This window comes from uncultured Williamsia sp., assembly GCF_947494875.1.
In the GTDB taxonomy this organism is placed as follows: Bacteria; Actinomycetota; Actinomycetes; order Mycobacteriales; family Mycobacteriaceae; genus Williamsia_A.
Genome location: NZ_CANLWM010000003.1, coordinates 372,230 through 392,320 on the forward strand (window position 1 = coordinate 372,230; position 20,091 = coordinate 392,320).

Here is a 20,091-nt window from a genome sequence, read left to right on the forward strand (position 1 = left end):
CCGGTCAGGCTGGGAGATCGATGTCAGCGGCCTCCCAGCCCGCCGTGAGACTGCCTAGACGTTGAAGTACTTCGCCTCCGGGTGGTGCAGCACGAAAGCGTCCGTCGACTGCTCGGGATGCAGCTGGAGCTCCTCGGACAACTCGACACCGATGCGACCGGGCTCCAGGAGCTCGATCATCTTCGCGCGATCCTCGAGGTCGGGGCAGGCCCCGTACCCGAAGGAGTAGCGGGCGCCGCGGTACTCCAGGTCGAAGAACCCCTGCGGCGAATCCGGGTCGTCGGAGGCCACCGAGCCACCGTCGAACTGCAGCTCCGACCGCACCCGCTGGTGCCAGTACTCGGCCAGCGCCTCCGTCAGCTGCACACCGATGCCGTGCACCTCGAGGTAGTCGCGGTAGGCGTCCTTCGCGAACAGGTCGTTGGCGAAGTCGGCGATCGGCTGACCCATGGTGACCAACTGGAACGGGAGGACGTCGACCCGACCGAGTTCCCGGGCACGGTCCCGCGACGCGACGAAATCGGCGATGCACAGGAACCGCGAGCGCTGCTGGCGCGGGAACTCGAAGCTGAAGCGGGTGTCGGCGTCGGCGTCGGGCTCGGTGAGCACGTGCACCGTGTCACCCTCGCTCACCGCGGGGAAGTAGCCGTAGACGACGGCCGCGTGCTGGAGGATGTTCTCCGTCGACAGGCGGGCGATCCACTCCCGCAGGCGCGGACGGCCCTCGCTCTCGACCAGCTCCTCATAGCTCGGCCCGTCGCCGCCCCGGGCACCACGAAGACCCCACTGGCCGAGGAACAGCGCCCGCTCGTCGAGCAGTCCGCGGTAGTCGGCGATCGGGATGCCCTTGACGATCCGCGACCCCCAGAACGGCGGGACGGGGATCTCGTTGTCGGCGGCGACATCCGAGCGCGACGGCACCTCGACAGGCGCGGCCTCGGCCTTGCGCTTCGCCGCGATCCTCGCCGACTTCTCGTGTCGGGCCTTGCGTTCGGCGGCCTTCGCCTCGGCCGCGGCCTTCTCCTCGGGGTCGGCCGTCGACCCGCCACCGCGCTTGGTGGCCATGATCTCGTCCATGAGCCGCAGACCCTCGAACGCGTCGCGCGCGTAGTGCACGTCGCCCTCGTAGGTCTCGGTAAGGTCGTTCTCGACGTACCCACGTGTCAACGCCGCACCACCGAGCAGCACCGGGTAGTTCTCGGCGAGCCCACGCGCGTTGATCTCCTGCAGGTTCTCCTTCATGATCACCGTGGACTTCACGAGGAGCCCCGACATCCCGATGACGTCGGCCCGCTTGTCCTCGGCGACCTCGAGGATCGTCGAGATCGGTTGCTTGATACCGATGTTGACGACCTCGTAGCCGTTGTTGCTCAGGATGATGTCGACGAGGTTCTTGCCGATGTCGTGGACGTCGCCCTTCACCGTGGCGAGCACGATCCGACCCTTGCCGTCCTCACCGGTCGCCTCCATGTGCGGCTCGAGGTGGGCGACCGACATCTTCATGACCTCGGCCGACTGCAGCACGAACGGCAGCTGCATCTGACCGGAGCCGAACAGCTCACCGACCGTCTTCATCCCCGAGAGCAGCGTCTCGTTGATGATCTTGAGCGGCGGGACCTCCTTCATCGCGTCGTCGAGGTCGGACTCGAGCCCGTTGCGCTCGCCGTCGACGATGCGACGCTCGAGGCGTTCGAAGAGCGGCAGTTTCGCCATCTCCTCGGCCCGGCTCTCGCGCGCCGACGCCGCCGAGACACCCTCGAACAGGCCCATGAGGGTCTGCAGCGGGTCGTAGTTCTCGTCGCCCTCGCTGCGGATGCCGGCGGTCCCGCGACGGTCGTAGACGAGGTCGAGGGCGACCTCGCGCTGCTCGTCGGGGATCCGCGCCATCGGGAGGATCTTCGACGCGTGCACGATCGCGGTGTCGAGCCCCACCTGGGCGCACTCGTGCAGGAACACCGAATTCAGGACCTGGCGCGCGGCCGGGTTCAGTCCGAACGAGATGTTCGAGATGCCGAGGGTGAAATGCACCTCGGGGTGGGCCTCGTGGATGCGGCGGATGGCCTCGATGGTCTCGATGCCGTCCTTGCGCGTCTCCTCCTGGCCGGTCGAGACCGGGAAGGTGAGCGCGTCGATGATGATGTCCTCGTCGCGCAGACCCCAGTTGCCGGTGATGTCGGCGATGAGCCGCTCGGCGACGCGGACCTTCCAGTCGGCGGTACGTGCCTGGCCGTCCTCGTCGATCGTCAGCGCCACCACCGCGGCACCGTGCTCGACCGCGAGCTGCATGATCTTGGTGAACCGGGAATCGGGTCCGTCGCCGTCCTCGTAGTTCACCGAGTTGACGGCGCAGCGGCCACCGAGGGCTTCGAGACCGGCCTGCAGGACCGCGGGCTCGGTCGAGTCGAGCATGATCGGCAGCGTCGACGAGGTCGCCAGACGCGTCGCCAGCGCGGTCATGTCCTCGGCGCCGTTGCGCCCGACGTAGTCCACGTTGAGGTCGAGCATGTGCGCGCCGTCGCGGGTCTGGTCCTTCGCGATGTCGAGGCACTTCTGGTAGTCGCCGGCGAGCATGGCCTCGCGGAAGGCCTTGGAGCCGTTGGAGTTCGTCCGCTCCCCGACCATGAGGAAGCTGTTCTCCTGCTCGAACGGCACCGAGGCGTAGAGCGAGGAGATCTCCGGCTCGTGCTCGACGGTGCGCGTCCCCTTGGTGGTGCCGCGCACCGCCTGGGCCAGCTGCCCGATGTGATCCGGGGTGGTGCCACAGCAGCCACCGACGAACGACAGGCCGTACTCGGAGACGAATCCGCCGACGGCCTCGGCGAGCTCGTCGGGTGTCAACGGGTACTCGGCGCCGTTCGGTCCGAGCTGCGGCAGTCCGGCGTTCGGCATGACCGACACCGGGATGCGGGCGTGCTTGCTGAGGTACCGCAGGTGCTCGCTCATCTCGGCGGGGCCGGTGGCGCAGTTCAGTCCGATGAGGTCGACGCCGAGCGGCTCGATCGCCGCGAGCGCCGCACCGATCTCCGACCCGAGCAACATCGTCCCGGTCGTCTCGACGGTGACGTGGGAGATGATCGGGATGCGCCGGCCGAGCTGCTCCATGGCACGCTTGGCGGCCAACACCGCGGCCTTCACCTGCAGCAGATCCTGCGAGGTCTCGATGAGGATGGCGTCTGCACCGCCCTCGAGCATGCCCAGGGCGCACTCCTGGTACGCGTCGCGGATCACCGCGAACGTCGTGTGGCCCAGCGACGGCAGCTTGGTACCGGGGCCGACCGACCCGAGGACGAACCGAGGGATGCCGTCGTCGGAGGGGCCCATCTCGTCGGCCACACCGCGCGCGATCGCGACGCCCTTGCGGGCGAGCTCCCGGATGCGGTCGGCGATGTCGTAGTCACCGAGATTGGAGAGGTTGCACCCGAAGGTGTTGGTCTCGACGGCGTCCGCACCGGCCTCGAAGTAGGCCCGGTGGATCCCCGCGAGCACCTCCGGGCGGGTGTCGTTGAGGATCTCGTTGCAGCCCTCGAGGTTGGCGAAATCGTCGAGGGTGAGGTCCGCGGCCTGGAGCATGGTGCCCATCGCCCCATCGCCCACGAGGACGCGTTTGCCCAGCGCGTCGAGAAACGCCGAGTCGTACGAGTCGGTTCCGGTGGAGACAGACATGGTGCTCAGGGTAGTTCGCTCCGTTTCGGTCTTCGGTCGTAGGCTGGGTCGGTGACAGCTGACCAGTCGTCCCCACTGCCTTCACTGCGGGCACCGATCCTGGTCGCGGCCTTCGAGGGCTGGAACGATGCCGGCGACGCCGCGAGCGGCGCGGTCGAACATCTGGCGCTGATCTGGGATGCCCTCCCCCTCGTGGAGATCGACTCCGACGACTACTACGACTTCCAGGTCAACCGTCCCATCGTAAAGCAGGTCGACGGGGTGACGCGACGTATCGAGTGGCCGGCCACGTCGATCTCGTGGTGTAGCCCACCCGGATCGGATCGCGATGTGGTGCTGTTGCGCGGGATCGAGCCGAACATGCGCTGGCGACAGTTCTGCGCCGAGATCATCGACGTCGCCCGCCGACTCGACGTGCGGACCATGGTGATCCTGGGTGCGCTGCTCGCCGACGCGCCGCACACACGACCCGTGCCCGTCACGGGCACGACGTACAGCAAGGACTCGGCGCTGAGCTACAACCTGCAGGAGAGCCGGTACGAGGGCCCCACCGGCATCACCGGCGTGCTGCAGCACCTGTGCGTCGCAGAGGGCATCCCGGCGGTGTCGTTCTGGGCCGCGGTCCCCCACTACGTCTCCACCCCGCCCAACCCGAAGGCGACGGTTGCGCTGCTGTCCCGCGTCGAGGAGGTCCTCGACATCGAGGTGCCCCTCGGTGACCTTCCCGCGCAGGCCGAGGAGTGGGAGCAGGCCGTCACGGAGATGACCGAGGACGACGAGGAGATCGCGGAGTACGTGCGCGGTCTCGAGGAGCGCGGCGACGCCGAGGTCAGCGTCGAGGACGCGATGAGCAAGATCGACGGCGACGCGCTGGCCGCCGAGTTCGAGCGGTACCTCCGTCGCCGCGGCCCGGGTTCGTTCGGCGGCTGACCGCACTTCACCAGAGCCCGCCGCAGCGGGTGAGTTGCCGACAACCCAGCCGTTACGGCGCGGCAAAGGTCGGTTGACCTCGCCCCGACAGGGTGTGCCCATGTCCACACCCCATTTCCTGCAGGGCGTGTTCCCGTTCACGGGCACCGGCCTGACCACGCAGGTGCCGCTGCACCCCTCACTGCGGTACGTCGTCCCTCCCGGGCTCACCGCGCAGCCGCTGTACTTCCGTGGCGGCAACTCCTCGGACGAGCTCGTGCACGTGGCGCTGACCTGCGACGGCCGGACGATGCGGCTCTTCCCGATGGGCGCACGGGGATCGGTGAACATCCCGCTGCGTGTCGTGGAGGACGTCGACCCCGACTCGACGCTGGAGCTCGTGTTCGCCGCTCCGAGCGGCTGTTCCGGCGAGATGGTCGTCGACTTCGGGATGGTGGTCTTCTGAACGCGCGCCGTCGGCTGGTCGTCGTGGGCAACGGGATGGCCGGGGCGCGGACCGTCGAGGAGATCCTCACCCGTGGCGGCGCTGACATGTTCGACATCACGATGGTCGGCGACGAGCCCTATGGGAACTACAACCGCATCATGCTGTCGCATGTGCTCGCCGGCGAGCAGTCGCTCGACGACGACGACCTCATGCTCAACCCCATGGCCTGGTACGCCGAGAACGGGATCACCCTGCACGCCGGTGACCGGGTGGTGGCGCTCGACCGCTTCGCCAAGACGGTGACGTGCGAGAGCGAGCGGGTCATCCCCTACGACGTCCTCGTCGTCGCGACCGGCAGCCTCACCCACTTCCCGAACATGGACGGGCTCCGCGACCCCGACGGGCGACTCGCGCGCGGCGTGTTCGGTTTCCGCACCATCGCCGACACCAACGGCATGCTGCAGATGGCCGGCGCCCGCGACGGGACGCGGGCGGTCGTCGTCGGCGGCGGCCTGCTGGGTCTGGAGGCCGCCCACGGGCTGCGCGTCCAGGGCGTCGAGGTCGACGTCGTGCACTCCCCCGGCCACCTGATGAACCAGCAGCTCGACGAGCGCGGCGGGCGGGTGCTGCGACGGAGGATCGAGTCACTCGGTGTCGGGGTGCACACGTCGCGTCGCACGTCGGCCGTGCTCCGCGACGACGCCGGGGCGGTCACCGGCGTCGCGTTCACCGACGGCGGACGGCTCGACGCCGACATGGTGGTGATCACCGCGGGGATCCGTCCCAACGTCGAGCTCGCCCGCCGCGCCGGACTCGTGGTCGAACGCGGGATCGTCGTCGACGACCAGATGCGGTGCGAGGACGAGAGTGCGATCTTCGCGGTCGGCGAGTGCGCACAGCATCGCGGTGAGGTCTACGGGCTCGTCGCGCCCCTGTGGGAACAGGCCGTCGTGCTCGCCGACGTCCTCACCGGTGTCGACCCGACGGCGAGCTACCACGGGTCACGACTCGCGACGAAGCTCAAGGTCGCCGGGGTCGATGTCGCGGCGATGGGCGTCCAGGGCCCGGAGCGCGACGACGACGAGTTCGTCCAGTTCTACGAACCCCGCAGCGGCACCTACAAATCCGTCGTCGTCCGGGACGACAAGCTCATCGGGGCCATGCTCCTCGGCGACATCAGCAAGGCGAACTTCCTCGCACAGGCCTTCGACGAGAAGGTCGCCCTGCCGTCCGAACGCATCAGCATGCTGTTCGACATGGGAACCCCCGGCCCCGACACCGGTGCCGCCGAGCTCGCCGACGACGCGCAGGTCTGCAACTGCAACGGCGTCACGAAGGGGCGGATCGTCGCGTGCGTCCGCGACGGTGCGACAACCGTCCGCGCGGTCACCGCGGCCACCCGTGCGGGCAAGGGATGCGGGTCGTGCGTGGGACTCGTCGGCGACATCGTCGCGCACGCCGGCGGCGGCGCGGCGGCCGATCCCGAGGTCGACCGCTACGTGCCCTGCATCCCGATGACGAAACCCGAACTGATCGGGGCGATCCGGGCGTCGAACCTGCGGTCGGTGTCGGAGGTGTTCGCCGCGCTCGCCCCCGGCGGGGAGGACGCGACGGCGAAGATGCCGCTGGCGTCGCTGCTGCGCGTCGTCTGGGGCCCGGACTGGACCGACGAGCGCGGCGCGCTCTTCATCAACGACCGTGTGCACGCCAACATCCAGCGCGACGGCACCTTCTCGGTGGTACCGCAGATCGCGGGTGGCGTCACCACCCCGGCGCAGCTGCGCAGGATCGCCGACGTCGCCGAGAAGTACTCGGTCCCGATGGTCAAGATCACCGGCGGGCAGCGCATCGACCTGCTCGGCGTGCGCAAGGAGGACCTGCCGAAGGTGTGGGACGACCTCGACATGCCGTCGGGATACGCCTACGGCAAGAGCATGCGGACGGTGAAGACCTGTGTCGGGACCGACTACTGCCGCTACGGACTCGGGGACTCGACCGCGCTCGGTGTCGCCGTCGAGAAACGGTTCATGGGTCTGGAGACCCCCGCGAAGCTGAAGCTCGCCGTCACCGGCTGCCCGCGGAACTGCGCCGAGGCGCTGTGCAAGGACATCGGTGCCGTCGCCGTGGGCGAGGGCGGTGTGGCATCCGACCGGTGGGAGATCTACGTCGGTGGCGCCGCGGGCGCGCACATCCGCAAGGGAGACCTGCTCGCCACCGTCGACTCCGGTGACGAGGTCATCCGGCTGATCGGACTGTTCATCCAGCACTACCGCGAACAGGCGCGGTGGCTGGAACGGACCTACGCCTGGGTGCCCAGGGTGGGCGTCGACGAACTGCGTGCGGTCCTGGTCGACGACCGCGACGGGGTGGTGGCCGGGCTGCAGGAGCGGATGGAGGCGGCGGTCGCCGGCTACCGCGACCCGTGGCGCGAGCGCGAGGCCCCACGGTCGCCGGCGCAGTTCGCCTCGGCACTCCCCTTGCTGCCCCTCCCGACGGTGCCGGCCCGATGAGCACCGGGGTGGACACCGCCACGGGGTGGATCGTCGTCGGGTCGACCGCCGACCTCACCCCCGGCGAGGGGCGTACCTACGTCGTCGACGGACGACAGGTCGCGGTCTTCCTCCTCGCCGACGGATCTGTGCGCGCCACCGAGGCGGTGTGCCCGCATCGGGGAGGGCCGATCGCCGACGGCCAGATCGACGCCGCGACGGTGACGTGTCCCCTGCACCAGTACCGGTTCCGGTTCGCCGACGGCAGCTGCACCGACGCGGGGATCGGGTCGCTGGGGGTGTTCGGGGCCCGGGTCGACGGGTCGACGATCGCGGTGCGGCTCGCCCCCGCGGTCAGCTGATCCGTTCGATCGAGACCACCGGCGTGGTGATGCGCCAGGTGCGAACGTCCGGGTCGTCGACGGCGCGGACCCAGAACTGCGCGGACTCGCCGATCCGGCAGGACTTCACTCCGAGCAGCGGGATGTCCTCGGAATCGCGCCGCAGCTGACTGACCGCCCACGGGTCCTCGCCGTCCACACCGGGCGGCGGTCCACCGACACCGGGTGCGCGCAGCAGAGTCATCTCCTCGAAGTCGAGCAGATAGGTCGAGGTGCGGGTGACCACCGTCCACACGCCCTCGGAGGTGTCGGGGTCCAGTTCGGTGAGATGGGCCACCACGGAAACCTAACTCGGGTCGACAGCCCGACGCAGGTCGACCCCGAGCAACGCGTCGACCGCATCCGCGATGCGCGCACCCGCGTCGGACACCGACCCGATCCCGCGCTCCACATCGGTGACCCACCCGTCGATCGCCGCGAGCGCCTTCGGCGTGTCGAGGTCGTCGGCGAGGTGGGTGCGCAGCCGCAGGATGACGTCCTCGGGGTCGGGACCGGTCCCCCGCGCCACCGCGTCGCGCCACCGGCTCAGCCGGGCCACACCCGCGTCCAGCACGGCATCGGTCCACATGCGGTCGGCGCGGTAGTGGTCGGCGAAGACCGCCAGACGGATCGCGCCGGGGTCGACACCCGCGGCCGTGAGCTTCGACACGAACACCAGGTTGCCCAGGCTCTTCGACATCTTCTCGCCGTCGAGCCCGATCATCCCCGTGTGGACGTAGTGCCCGGCGAACCGCCGTTCGCCGGTGACCGACTCGGCGTGGGCGGCGGAGAACTCGTGGTGCGGGAAGATCAGGTCGCTGCCCCCGCCCTGCACGTCGATCGGTGCACCGAGCCGGTTCAGCGCGATCGCCGCGCACTCGATGTGCCAGCCGGGCCGTCCCGGACCGTGCGGGGAGTCCCACGACGGTTCGCCGTCGCGAGCCGCGCGCCAGATGAGCGCGTCGAGCGGGTCGCGCTTGCCGGGGCGGTCGGGATCGCCGCCGCGCTCGGCGAAGAAGGTCGACATCGTCTCGCGGTCGTAGTTCGACTCGTAGCCGAACTGCGGTGTGGCGTCGGTGCGGAAGTAGATGTCCGGGTACTCGGCGTCGTCGACGACGTAGGCCGCCCCGGACGCGACGAGCTTCCCGACGAGCTCGATCACCTCGTCGACCGATTCGACCGCGCCGACGTAGTGGTGCGGCGGCAGCACCCGCAGCGTCGCCATGTCGTCCCGGAACAGTCGGGTCTCCCGCTCACCGAGGTCACGCCAGTCGATGCCGTCGCGCTCGGCCCGCTCGAAGAGGGGGTCGTCGACGTCGGTCACGTTCTGCACGTAGCGGACCTCGTGCCCGGCGTCCAGCCAGATGCGGTGGATGAGGTCGAACGTCAGGTACGTCGCGGCGTGCCCGAGGTGCGTCGCGTCGTACGGGGTGATCCCGCAGACGTACATCGTCGCTGTCTGTCCCGGGGTGACCGGGCGTACCTGCGCGTCGGAGGTGTCGTGGAGACGGAGCTGGGGACCTGTGCCCGGTACCGACCGGACCTCGACACGCGACCACGACTGCATGGCTCCACCATATGGTCGGCCGTCGCGGACGCGATCGGCGGCCGTGGTCACCTCAGAAGGCAGGCCAGGGAATCGGGCGCGACCGGGCGGGTGTGGGCATCTCGGGGACCTCGGCCAGGAACTCCGCGCGCTCCAGCAACGCCGCCACCTCGGCAGGCGTGATGAGCTCGGCCAGTTCGGCGGCGAGGTCGGAGGTCTCGGTCGCGAGCACGTCGCAGAGACCGACGACGTCGGCGACGAGATGCGCGGGGATCACGTCGCCGGCCCAGCCCCACAGCACGGTGCGCAGCTTGTCCTCGACGTGCAGGCAGATCCCGTGGTCGACGCCGTACACGTTGCCGTCGAGACCCTCGAGCACATGGCCACCCTTGCGGTCGGCGTTGTTGATGATGACGTCGAGCACGGCCATCCGCAGCAGGCGCGGGTCGTCGGCGTGCACCAACGTCACCTCCTCGCCGCGCGCGTCGTAGGCGTCGAGGATCCGTCGGTAGTCGTCGGGGACGAGCTCGGCCGGGCAGAGGTCGACGAGGTCGAGGCGGTCGGGGACGACGTCGCGCGGTTCGGGGGTGTCGATCCACCGCTGGACCATCCCGGGCCCGAACTTCCCGCCCCGCAGCACGGTCTCGGGGATGACCGACCACCCGAGCGCGGCGCTGATCCGGTACGACGCGACCTCGCGGCCCGCCAACGTCCCGTCCGGGAAGTCCCACAGCGGTTGTTCGCCCCGCACCGGCTTGTAGACGCACCGCAACCGCTCGTCGCCGAGCACCGCGTCGCACACCAGGGTGGCGTTGCTGGCGGTGCGGACCTGCCCGATGAGCTCGAGGTCACCGGTGGTCAACACCGTCATGACGTCGGCGGGCGTCGCGGTGTCGTCGGTCGCGTTTGGATCGGGTCGGTCGGACGCCGACGTCATGGACGTGCGGGCCCCGGGTCGTCGGGGTCGTCGGGGTCGTCGTCCTCCTCGAGTGCGTCGCGCAGATCGGGATCGTCGAACACGTCCGGGTCGACGAAGTCCAGCGACTTGTCGAACGCGACGTCGCGCTTGAACCCGTTCGTCCGCACGCACATGTGGCCGGTCGCGTCGAGCGGCTGGCCGCAGAGCGGGCACGGTTCCCGGCCGGCGGAGATGACGCGGGTCGAGCGGGCCGCGAACTCGCGCGCGGCGGCCGTGGAGAGGAACACCCGCACGGCGTCGGGTCCCTCCTCGGTGTCGTCGAGCACGACGGACTCGTCGAAATCGCCCTCGGTGATCGCCAACAGCTCCACGACGACGGCCTCGGACTCGGCGTCCCACCCCAGGCCCATGGTGCCGACCCGGAACTCGGCGTCGACGGGCATGGTCAGCGGACGGAGGTCCGCGATCGTGTCGTCCTCGGGCGGCAGCGGGGTACCGAACCGGCGGTGGATCTCCTCGAGCAGAGCGCCGATGCGCTCGGCGAGGATCTGCACCTGCTGCTTCTCCAGCAGCACCGACACGATCCGTGCCTCGTGGGTGGCCTGCAGGTAGAACGTGCGGTCACCGGGAGTCCCGACGGTGCCGGCGACGAACCGGTCCGGGGTCCGGAAGACGTGGATGGCCCTGGGCATCACACCTCCTCGCTGCTCGTGAACTGGCCCGTGTCGTGCTCTGTGTCGATTATTGCCGTACCCGGCCGGTCGATCACGGCCGCACCGCCTGCGCCGGTGCGCCGGTCGACCCGCCGATCACGGCGTCGTCGCCGCTGGGCGCCGCCTCGCCCTCCTTCGGTGCGGGCGGGGGTGCGGGTACCGGGGGGCGTCCCGTCGTCGAGTTCACCGCGTGGACGTAGGGCCGCGCGGAGCTGTACCGGATGACGCTCATCGACGACGGCTCGACGACGATCCGCTGGAACGAGTCGAGGTGGACGCCCATGGCGTCGGCGACGATGGCCTTGATGACGTCGCCGTGGGTGCACGCGACCCAGACACCGGACCGGTCAGCGCCGGCGAGGCGGGCGTCGAGGTCACGGATGGCCCGCACGGCACGCGCCTGCACGTCGGCGAGGCCCTCGCCGTCGGGGAACACCGCGGCCGACGGTTGCTGCTGCACCGTCTTCCACAGGTCCTGCCCGATGAGGTCGGTGATCTTGCGCCCGGTCCACGAGCCGTAGTCGACCTCGACCAGACGCTCGTCGACGATCGGCTCGATGCCGCGTGCGCGGGCCAGCGGCTCGACGGTCTGCTCGCAGCGCTGCAGCGGGGACCGCACGATGCCGACCAGCTCGGCGACGTCGGCGAGGCGTTCGACGACGACGTCGGCCTGCGAGCGCCCGGTGTCGTCGAGGTCGACTCCGCCGCTGCGCCCGGCCAACACCCCGGAGGTGTTGGCGGTCGAGCGCCCGTGGCGCAGGAGGATGACGGTCACGCACTCACACTAGGCATTGCGTCGCGACGATGCCGCCGGGTCCCGAGCAGGGCGGATCACGTGGCGCTGACGACCCCGGTCGACAGCAGGATCAGCACGATCACACCCACCACGACGCGGTAGCCGACGAACCAGTTCAGCGAGTGCCGCTCGACGAACTTCAGCAGCCACGCGATCGACGCGAAGCCGATGGCGAACGCGATCACCGTGGCGACCAGCAGCTGCGGTCCGGACGCCTCCAGACCGTCGCCGCTGGGCGAGAACGCGTCGGGAAGGCTGAACAGGCCGGACGCGGTGACCGCCGGGATGGCGAGCAGGAACGAGAACCGGACGGCCGCTGCGCGTTCGAGGCCGAGGAACAGACCGGCGCTGGCGGTGGCGCCGGACCGCGACACCCCGGGGACGAGGGCGAGACACTGCGCCAGGCCCATGGTCAACCCGTCGCGCAGGGTGAGTTCCTCGATCGGCCGGCGTCGGGTGCCGATCCGCTCGGCCAGCACGATGACACCCGAGAACACGATGAGCATGGTGGCGATGAGCCAGAGATTCCGTGCCCCGGTTCGGATCTCGTCCTTGAACACGAAGCCGAGGATCCCGATGGGGATGGTGGCGAAGATCACGTACCACCCGATGCGGTAGTCGAGTCCCCTCTCGCCGGGCGAGAAGAGGCCACGCGCCCAGGCGATCACGATGCGCACGATGTCCCGGAGGAAGTACAGGAGCACGGCCGCCTCGGTGCCGAGCTGGGTGACCGCGGTGAACGACGCACCCGCGTCGTCGCCGTAGAAGATGCCGGACACGATCCGCAGGTGCCCCGAGGAGCTGACCGGGAGGAACTCGGTGAGGCCCTGCACCGCCCCGAGGACGATGGCCTGGCTCCACGTCATGGCGTCGGTCACGGCGAGGATCGTACGACACGGACATTCCACCGCCGGCGGTCAGCGACCCCGGGCGGGTGCAGCACTATGGACGCCATGCCAGTCCACCCCCGCCGCGCGGCCGTCGCCGTCGTGATCGTCGCGGCGACGACCCTGCTCGCCGCCTGCGGTTCCGGCGGCGGGTCGTCGCGGCCGAACGTCGCGACGACCGTCCCGCAGACCCCGCTCGCCGCGCCCCCGCTGGGTTCGCAGGCGCCGTCGGGGACGGTCGTCGCGGCACCCGCGTCGTCGTCGATGGTCCTCGACCCCGCCGGCCGGCGGATCGCCGTGCTCGGCACCGATCGGACGTCGGTGTCGGTGTACTCGATCGCCGACGCCCGCAGACCCGTTGCGCTGCAGACTATCTCGCTGCCGGCCGAGGTCGACGTGCTCGGCGCCGACCGCGACGGCGTGCTCGTCGGGGCGGCAGCCGACCGTCTCGTCGTCGTCGACCTCGCGTCGGGGGCGGTGACCGCACGGTCGGTGCCGGTGTCCCAGCCGTTGTCGCTGGCGCGCCTGTCCGACGGTCGTGTCCTCGTGGGCAGCGCCACCGGCGAGATCACCGTCGTCGACCTCGCGAACGCGGCCGCACCGGTGACCCGCATCGGCGGTCTCGTCCGTGTCGACGCGATGGCGGTGCACCCGCGTCAGGGACGGGACGACCAGGTCCTCGCGCTCGACCGTGCGCAGTCGTCGGTCACCACCGTCGACATCCCGGACGCGTCACTGGGTGAGGCGCTGCGGGCCGGCGACGGCGCCACCAACATCACGGTCGACCACTTCGGACGATTCCTGGTCACCGACACGCGCTCCGGCGACATCGTCGCCTTCTACGGCGACCCGATCGTCATGCGGATCCGCTATCCGGTTCCGGGTGGGCCGTACGCCGTAGGATACGACGACGCTCGCGACCTGGCCTGGGTGGCGACGACGGGTGACAACGGTCTCGTCGGCTTCGACCTGGCGTCCGGAATCCCGGTGGAGCGGCAGCGGTTGACCACCGTGCGGCAGGCCGACGCGATCGCCGTCGACAAGGACTCCGGTGTCGTCTACCTGGTGTCGGCGCGCGGGGACGGGCTACAGGCGGCGTACTGACCGGGCGAGCAGCAGGAGGCGAGATGCGCAGATCAGCGGCGACCGGCGGTCGTGCGCCCGGGTTCCCCCGCGAGTGGACGGTCGCCACCCGCGGCGACTACGAGTACGTGCCCCTGCGTCTGCCTCCGGACGTCACGCGGGTGACCGCGTCGGTCCGGTTGGCCATCGAGGCCGAGTTCGGGGGCTGGGAGATCTCGCGCGTCCGCCTGTACTCCGACGGCACCCGGAAAGTGCTGCTGAAACGTCGACGTCCGCGCACCGGTCCCGGGTCGTCCACCACCGACGCGATCCGGGACGACTCGTGATCGTCGCGCTCTACCGGCTCCTCTACCCGTTGGCGTTGCGGGTGATGTTCCTGATCGACCCGGAGCGCATCCACACCGTCGCCTCGGCGGTGCTCTCGGGGTTCCTCGCCCGTCCGCGCGTCGCCCACCAGGCCGCACGTGTGTTCGCGCGACGTGACCCGATACTCGCGACCACGGTGTTCGGCGTCGACTTCCCCGCCCCGCTCGGCCTGGCCGCCGGGTTCGACAAGGACGCCCGCGCGGTGGACGCGTGGGCCGGTCTGGGCTTCGGGTTCGCCGAGGTCGGGACCGTGACCGGTGCCGCACAGCCCGGCAACCCCCGCCCGCGACTGTTCCGGCTCCCCGCCGACCGCGCACTGATCAACCGGATGGGCTTCAACAACCACGGGGCCGCAGCCGCCGCACACCGACTGTCCCGTCGACTCGGAGGTCCGTTGTCGGTGCCGATCGGGGCGAACATCGGCAAGACCAAGGTCGTCGAGGCCGACGACGCCGTCGAGGACTACCTGCACAGCGCGCGGCTGCTGTCCCCTGTCGCGGACTTCCTCGTCGTGAACGTCAGTTCGCCCAACACACCGGGCCTCCGCGACCTGCAGGCGGTGGCGTCACTCCGACCGCTGCTCGCGGCGGTGCAGGACGTCGTGGACATCCCCGTGCTGGTGAAGATCGCGCCCGACCTCTCCGACGAGGACATCGACGCCATCGCAGACCTGTCTGTCGACCTCGGCCTCGATGGCATCGTCTGCACGAACACGACCATCGGACGCGCGGACCTGCGGACCGGCGCGCACGCCGTCGCGGCCATGGGCGCGGGCGGCTTGTCGGGCGCGCCGCTCGCCGACCGCTCCCTGGAGGTGCTGCGTCGGCTGTATGGGCGCGTCGGCGACCGTCTGCCGCTGGTGTCCGTCGGCGGCATCGAGACCGCGGATCAGGCGTGGGGACGCATCCGGGCCGGTGCGTCCCTGCTCCAGGGCTACACGGGTTTCATCTACGGCGGGCCGATGTGGGTTCGCGACATCCATGACGGAGTGGCACAGCGTCTGCGCGACAACGGGTTCCGGTCGCTGGCCGAGGCTGTCGGGAGCGAGAACGCCCCTCACGCCCGGCAGGCGTGAGGGGCGTCGTCCCAGCGCTGATCAGCTGTCCGCGGGCACCTCGAAGGTGGCGTGGATGATGCCTCGCGCGATGGCGTGGCTGAACAGGTTGAAGCCGAGGAAGGCGGGTGTCGCGCCGTCCGGCAGGTCCAGCGACTCGACGTCGACGGCGTGCACGGCCAGGAAGTAGCGGTGCGGGCCGTGTCCGGGCGGCGGAGCCGCGCCGACGAAGCGCTTCATGCCGCCGTCGTTGGCGAGTGTGACCGCGCCCTGAGGGAGTGCGCTGCCGGTGTCGTCGCCGGCGCCCTCGGGCAGTGACGTGGTCGACACCGGGATGTCGGCGACGGCCCAGTGCCAGAACCCGGAGGCGGTGGGGGCGTCCGGGTCGTAGACGGTGACCGCGAAGCTCTTGGTCTCTGCGGGGAAGCCCGACCAGCTGACCTGCGGCGATGCGTCGTCACCGCCGGGGCCCATCATCCCGCTGGCCTGTCGGGAGCCCCAGGCGCCACCGTCGGAGAAGCTCTCCGACGTCACCGTGAAGGTCGGGAGGTCCGGGAGCGCGTCGTACGGGTTGTAGCTCGACATGTCTGTAAGGCACATCCTCTCGTCTCGACGGCGCGCGGCCACGCGCCTGCTTCGACCACAACCACGCTCCCGCCCCGTGGCTTCCCGAGGCGGGAGCACTGGTGGTCAGCGCAGTGTGAACGTCGCGGTGCCGGCGATGTGGGGCAGCGAGATCTCGCCTGATTCGTCGCTCTTCGAATAGGTGTCGACCCGGGCAGCAATGCGCCCGGCGCCGGGCGCGTACCCGAACCCGTCGCTGATTCCGTCACTGCGCCCGTCCACCGTTCCGTCGCTTGCGACCGTGCCGTATTGACCGCCCGACCCACCCTCGGTGAGGTTGCGCCATTTGACGGAGTAGATGAACTGACCGCAGTTCGTCCCGATCCGCGCCACCGAGACCTTCACGCGGTACTGCCGGGAGACGGTCTGCGGGAGCTTGGTGACGGAGAGGACGGCTGCACACGCCGGTGAGCCCGGGATCACCGACACGGTCGGCGTGAACGGGACGCTGTCGTCTCCGGTGGCGGCGTTCGCCCCGGCGACGGGAATGACGGCGACGGCGGCAACCGCTGCGGCGGTGGCGGTGACGCGACGGACAGTGGACTTCCTGAGAGAGATCATCTGACGCTCGCTTTCTACGGGGATCGGACATCCCTGACGTCCTCGAGGTCGATAGTGAGCGTTACTAGGAAGCCCCAGGTTCACGCGATCGACCGACGTCTGTTGGGCAGGTGGAGCCGTCCGCTGGGCGTTTGGAGTGATCGGTTGGGCGGTTGGAACACGCGTCTTTGTGGACGCGAATTAATTTGCGCACAAACAGGTTTGGACAGCCAGAGTTGTCGGACCCCGCGTGTACACATGTACTCATGAACCCGATCGGCACCGTCGACGCCCGCGCGGCACTGCGCGAGGTGATGGCTGTGCTCGCCGAGTTGCCGACGGCTGTCGATGAGGCCGAAGCGATCGATCTGATCTCTCTTGCGGAGTCGGTGAAGTCCTCGTGTGCCGCTGTTCAGGCGGAGCAGACCTTGCGGTTGCAGGATTTGCGGTCGGCGGCTGAGGCCGAGCGCGGTGTTCCGATCGAGCGGCGGTGCCGGGGGTTGTCTGCTGAGGTGGCGTTGGCGCGGCGGGTGTCGGGCAACGCCGGTGGCCGACATCTCGGGTTCGCCCGCGCTTTGGGCGAGATGCCGAACACGTTTGCCCGTCTCCGCGACGGCTCGTTGTCGGAGTGGCGTGCCACGATCCTCGTTCGCGAGACCGGGTACCTACAGATCGAGGATCGCCGGATCATCGACCACGCACTGTGCTCCGACGCCACGACTCTCGACGGTGTCGGTGACCGCGCTCTCGAGGCATTGGCCAAACAGATCGCCTACCAGCGCGATCCACAGGCGGTGGTCGACCGCAACGCATCCGCGCCGAAGGACCGTCGCGTCACGATGCGGCCGAAACCCGATGCGATGGTTCAGCTCTCCGCGCTACTACCGATGAAGGCCGGGATCGCCGCCTATGCCGCACTCAAGCAGCACGCGGACGGCCTCGTCGGGGACGGTGACCGCAGCCACGCTCAGATCATGGCCGACACCGTGATCGAACGATTGACTGGCAAAGCCCGCGCGGAGGATGTCGCCGTCTCCGTCGACGTGGTCCTCAGCGCGGATGTCCTCGTCGGCGACTCGAGCGCCGCGGCGGAGGTCCCCGGCTACGGGCCGATCCCAGCTGATACCGCCCGGGACCTGATCACCGACGCCCTCGACGCCGACGCCCTCGTGACACTCCGACGTCTGTTCGCGGCACCCGACTCGGGTGCGCTCGTAGCGATGGAGTCGAAGGCCCGGATCTTCCCCTCCGGGCTGCGCCGGTTCATCACCCGCCGCGACATCGCGTGTCGCTTCCCGTACTGCGACGCACCGATCGCCGAGATCGACCACGCCCACCCCCACCACGACGGCGGACCCACCGATGCCCTCAACGGGCTCGGCGAATGCCGCACCCACAACCGGCAGAAAGAGAGCCCCGGCTGGGCGGTCACGACCGCGATCGACGACGACGGCACCCACGAAGCGCTCATCCGAACACCCACCGGACACGAACACCGATCACGCGCACCGGCTCACGCCCCAGGCGAGGCTGCCTGAGGAGCACAGATCAGCTGTGGAGCAGGAAGTGCTCCAGAACCTGGACGCCGAAGAGGAGGCCGTCGACGGGGACCCGCTCGTCGACGCCGTGGAACAGTGCCGCGAAGTCGAGATCGGGCGGAAGTTGCAACGGCGCGAAGCCGAAGCAGCGGATGCCCAGCTTCGCGAACGCCTTCGCGTCCGTGCCGCCCGACAGCATGTAGGGCACGGTCCGACCGTCCGGGTCGAAGGCGAGGATCGCGTCGTTCATGGCGTCCACCAGATCGCCGTCGAAAGTGGTCTCGTACGAATCGAGTTTCGTCACCCACTCGCGGGTGACATCCGGCCCGATGATGTCGTCGACCTCGGCCTCGAACTCGGCTTGTCGCCCGGGCAGCACCCGACAGTCGACCACCGCGGTCGCGGTCTGCGGGATGACGTTGGCCTTGTAGCCGGCGTCGAGCATCGTCGGGTTGGCGGTGTCCCGCAGGGTGGCGCCGACGATGCGCGCGATCGACCCGAGCTTGAACAGGGTGGTCTCGAGATCCGGCGACGAGGCGTCGAGGTCGAGCGTGGACTCCTGCGACACCGCGGCGAGGAACTCCCCCACCGACTCGGTCATGACCAGCGGGAACGTGTGTCGCCCGAGCTTGGCGACCGCCTCGGCCAGGATCGTGACCGCGTTGTTCTCGTGCAGGAACGACCCGTGTCCGGCGGTGGCGGTCGCGGTCAGCTTCATCCACGCGATGCCCTTCTCCGCCGTCTCGACGAGGTAGAGCCGCTTGGTGTCACCGTCGGGTGTGTCGACGGTCAGCGAGTACCCGCCGACCTCACCCACCGCCTCTGTGACGCCCTCGAACAGATCGGGCCGGTTCTCGACGAGCCAGTGCGACCCCCACTTGCCGCCCGCCTCCTCGTCGGCGAGAAATGCGAACAGGATATCGCGCGGCGGCACGGTCCCCTCGCGCGCGAACTGGCGGGCCAGGGCGAGGGCCATCCCGACCATGTCCTTCATGTCGATCGCGCCCCGGCCCCACACGTAGCCGTCTTTCACCGAGCCGGAGAACGGGTGGACGCTCCAGTCCTCGGGACGCGCCGGCACAACGTCGAGATGCGTGTGCAGCAGCAGGGTGCCGCGGTCGGGGTCGGACCCCCGCAGGCGCGCGAACACGTTGCCGCGCCCGGGTTGTCCGGACTCGACGTACTCGGTCTCGTAGCCGACCTCGGCGAGTTGATCGGCGACCCAGCGGGCGCACTCCTCCTCGCCCGCAGTGGTGGCGAGTTCGCCGGTGTTCGAGGTGTCGAAGCGGATCAACCTGCTGACCAGGTCGACCACCTCGTCGGTGGCGCGGGGCGTGGAGTCGTCGGTCACCCGGCCATCCTGTCACCGACGGGCGCTCCCGGGACCCGCGAGAACCGGGCTGCGCGGGAGATTTGGGGACCGTGCGCGCCCTCGGCTAGTGTGGTCGACGCGCTGCTCCGGCGGCGCACATGTCCGGGTGGCGGAATGGCAGACGCGCTAGCTTGAGGTGCTAGTGCCCTATTAACGGGCGTGGGGGTTCAAGTCCCCCTCCGGACACACACTCACCGACGCGCCGCGGCGTCGACCGCGGCGCTCACCGTCTTCTCGATCTCGGCCGTGGCGTCGATCGTCACGGCGTTCTCGTCGGGCTGCAGATCCTCATACGTCGACAGCTGCGACGCCAGCATCGCCACCTTCATGTAGTGCCCGGTCCGCGACTCGAGTCGTCGTCGCAGCTCGTCCTCCGGGACGGCCAACTCCACGAACAGCACGCCACCCGACGCTGTGGCGAGGTGGTCGCGGTAGCTGCGCTTGAGCGCCGAACACGCGAACACCGTCGACCGCCCCGCGGCGGCCTGGTCGTCGCACCAGGCGACGACCGCGTCGAGCCACGGACGGCGATCGTCGTCGGTGAGGGGGGTGCCGGCGGCCATCTTGTCGATGTTGCTCTGAGGGTGCAGATCGTCGGCGTCACAGAAGGTGCGGCCCAGCTGCTCCGCGAGCCGGGTGGCGATGGTCGTCTTCCCGGACCCGCTCACCCCCATGACGCAGATGTGGCGGTCGGTCGGCGAGGCGTCGTCCACACCCTCTTGTAGCACGACCCGGCGAGGCGTGATCTGCGTCCCGCGGGCGAC

Annotated in this window: 19 protein-coding genes and 1 tRNA gene; 9 read left to right on the plus strand and 11 right to left on the minus strand. The window is 69.8% G+C overall.

The window, feature by feature from the left end:
* Positions 1-54: 54 nt before the first annotated feature.
* Complete coding sequence (gene metH, locus Q1A98_RS09945) at positions 55-3,663, minus strand: methionine synthase (RefSeq protein ID WP_299572637.1); 3,609 nt, start codon at positions 3,661-3,663, stop codon at positions 55-57.
* A gap of 51 nt (positions 3,664-3,714) precedes the next feature.
* Between metH and Q1A98_RS09950 the strand changes: the two genes are divergently transcribed.
* The 4 genes from Q1A98_RS09950 (at position 3,715) to Q1A98_RS09965 (ending at position 7,871) form a co-directional block, all read left to right on the plus strand.
* Positions 3,715-4,593 carry a PAC2 family protein gene (locus tag Q1A98_RS09950; protein WP_299572639.1) on the plus strand — a complete coding sequence of 293 codons (879 nt, stop codon included), beginning with the start codon at positions 3,715-3,717 and terminating at the stop codon, positions 4,591-4,593.
* Positions 4,594-4,693: 100 nt separating this feature from the next.
* On the plus strand, positions 4,694-5,038 hold the full coding sequence (locus tag Q1A98_RS09955; protein ID WP_299572641.1) for a molybdopterin oxidoreductase: 345 nt from the start codon (positions 4,694-4,696) through the stop codon (positions 5,036-5,038).
* Between the two features lie 23 nt (positions 5,039-5,061).
* Positions 5,062-7,530 (plus strand): nitrite reductase large subunit NirB, encoded by a 2,469-nt coding sequence (nirB, locus tag Q1A98_RS09960; protein WP_299572642.1) that lies wholly within the window; start codon positions 5,062-5,064, stop codon positions 7,528-7,530.
* Positions 7,527-7,871, plus strand: a complete 345-nt coding sequence (locus Q1A98_RS09965) for a Rieske (2Fe-2S) protein (protein ID WP_299572644.1) — start codon at positions 7,527-7,529, stop codon at positions 7,869-7,871. The genes nirB and Q1A98_RS09965 overlap by 4 nt, the downstream gene beginning before the upstream one ends.
* Here Q1A98_RS09965 and Q1A98_RS09970 read toward each other — a convergent pair.
* The 6 genes from Q1A98_RS09970 to Q1A98_RS09995 form a co-directional block, all read right to left on the minus strand.
* Positions 7,864-8,187 carry a hypothetical protein gene (locus Q1A98_RS09970; protein ID WP_299572646.1) on the minus strand — a complete coding sequence of 108 codons (324 nt, stop codon included), beginning with the start codon at positions 8,185-8,187 and terminating at the stop codon, positions 7,864-7,866. The two genes, Q1A98_RS09965 and Q1A98_RS09970, sit on opposite strands and share 8 nt — an antisense overlap.
* Before the next feature lie 9 nt (positions 8,188-8,196).
* Entirely contained in the window at positions 8,197-9,456 is a 1,260-nt protein-coding gene (gene mshC, locus Q1A98_RS09975; RefSeq protein WP_299572649.1) for a cysteine--1-D-myo-inosityl 2-amino-2-deoxy-alpha-D-glucopyranoside ligase, read from the minus strand.
* A gap of 52 nt (positions 9,457-9,508) precedes the next feature.
* The gene (locus Q1A98_RS09980; protein WP_299572855.1) at positions 9,509-10,306 is read right to left on the minus strand and encodes an SCO1664 family protein; all 798 of its coding nucleotides are present in this window, start codon (positions 10,304-10,306) and stop codon (positions 9,509-9,511) included.
* 62 nt (positions 10,307-10,368) lie between these two features.
* Positions 10,369-11,046 (minus strand): DUF3090 domain-containing protein, encoded by a 678-nt coding sequence (locus tag Q1A98_RS09985; protein ID WP_299572652.1) that lies wholly within the window; start codon positions 11,044-11,046, stop codon positions 10,369-10,371.
* A gap of 73 nt (positions 11,047-11,119) precedes the next feature.
* On the minus strand, positions 11,120-11,842 hold the full coding sequence (locus tag Q1A98_RS09990; protein WP_299572655.1) for an MSMEG_4193 family putative phosphomutase: 723 nt from the start codon (positions 11,840-11,842) through the stop codon (positions 11,120-11,122).
* A gap of 56 nt (positions 11,843-11,898) precedes the next feature.
* A complete protein-coding gene (locus tag Q1A98_RS09995) occupies positions 11,899-12,741 on the minus strand; it encodes an undecaprenyl-diphosphate phosphatase (protein WP_299572657.1) in 843 nt (280 codons plus the stop codon).
* Positions 12,742-12,816: 75 nt separating this feature from the next.
* Between Q1A98_RS09995 and Q1A98_RS10000 the strand changes: the two genes are divergently transcribed.
* Genes Q1A98_RS10000 through Q1A98_RS10010 form a run of 3 tightly spaced genes read left to right on the plus strand, consistent with a single transcriptional unit; the run spans position 12,817 to position 15,274 of the window.
* A complete protein-coding gene (locus tag Q1A98_RS10000) occupies positions 12,817-13,854 on the plus strand; it encodes a hypothetical protein (protein WP_299572659.1) in 1,038 nt (345 codons plus the stop codon).
* Positions 13,855-13,877: 23 nt separating this feature from the next.
* Positions 13,878-14,159 (plus strand): DUF5703 family protein, encoded by a 282-nt coding sequence (locus Q1A98_RS10005; protein ID WP_299572662.1) that lies wholly within the window; start codon positions 13,878-13,880, stop codon positions 14,157-14,159.
* Positions 14,156-15,274 (plus strand): quinone-dependent dihydroorotate dehydrogenase, encoded by a 1,119-nt coding sequence (locus Q1A98_RS10010; RefSeq protein ID WP_299572665.1) that lies wholly within the window; start codon positions 14,156-14,158, stop codon positions 15,272-15,274. Before Q1A98_RS10005 ends, Q1A98_RS10010 begins: the two co-directional genes overlap by 4 nt.
* A gap of 21 nt (positions 15,275-15,295) precedes the next feature.
* Here the strand turns inward: Q1A98_RS10010 and Q1A98_RS10015 are convergent, their stop codons facing one another.
* Together Q1A98_RS10015 and Q1A98_RS10020 are read right to left on the minus strand one after the other, a co-directional pair.
* Positions 15,296-15,838 carry a YbhB/YbcL family Raf kinase inhibitor-like protein gene (locus Q1A98_RS10015; RefSeq protein WP_299572667.1) on the minus strand — a complete coding sequence of 181 codons (543 nt, stop codon included), beginning with the start codon at positions 15,836-15,838 and terminating at the stop codon, positions 15,296-15,298.
* Positions 15,839-15,943: 105 nt separating this feature from the next.
* Positions 15,944-16,438: a hypothetical protein gene (locus tag Q1A98_RS10020; RefSeq protein WP_299572669.1), complete on the minus strand. Its 495-nt coding sequence runs from the start codon at positions 16,436-16,438 to the stop codon at positions 15,944-15,946.
* A 245-nt stretch (positions 16,439-16,683) separates the two neighbouring features.
* On the opposite strand from Q1A98_RS10020, the gene Q1A98_RS10025 reads away from it, so the two are divergent.
* A complete protein-coding gene (locus tag Q1A98_RS10025) occupies positions 16,684-17,955 on the plus strand; it encodes an HNH endonuclease signature motif containing protein (protein WP_299572673.1) in 1,272 nt (423 codons plus the stop codon).
* 10 nt (positions 17,956-17,965) lie between these two features.
* Here Q1A98_RS10025 and Q1A98_RS10030 read toward each other — a convergent pair whose 3' ends face one another.
* Complete coding sequence (locus Q1A98_RS10030; protein WP_299572674.1) at positions 17,966-19,306, minus strand: M20/M25/M40 family metallo-hydrolase; 1,341 nt, start codon at positions 19,304-19,306, stop codon at positions 17,966-17,968.
* 121 nt (positions 19,307-19,427) lie between these two features.
* Between Q1A98_RS10030 and Q1A98_RS10035 the strand changes: the two genes are divergently transcribed.
* Positions 19,428-19,513: transfer RNA gene (locus Q1A98_RS10035), tRNA-Leu, on the plus strand.
* A gap of 5 nt (positions 19,514-19,518) precedes the next feature.
* Here the strand turns inward: Q1A98_RS10035 and Q1A98_RS10040 are convergent.
* Positions 19,519-20,040 carry a gluconokinase gene (locus tag Q1A98_RS10040; protein ID WP_299572676.1) on the minus strand — a complete coding sequence of 174 codons (522 nt, stop codon included), beginning with the start codon at positions 20,038-20,040 and terminating at the stop codon, positions 19,519-19,521.
* Positions 20,041-20,091 lie beyond the last annotated feature (51 nt).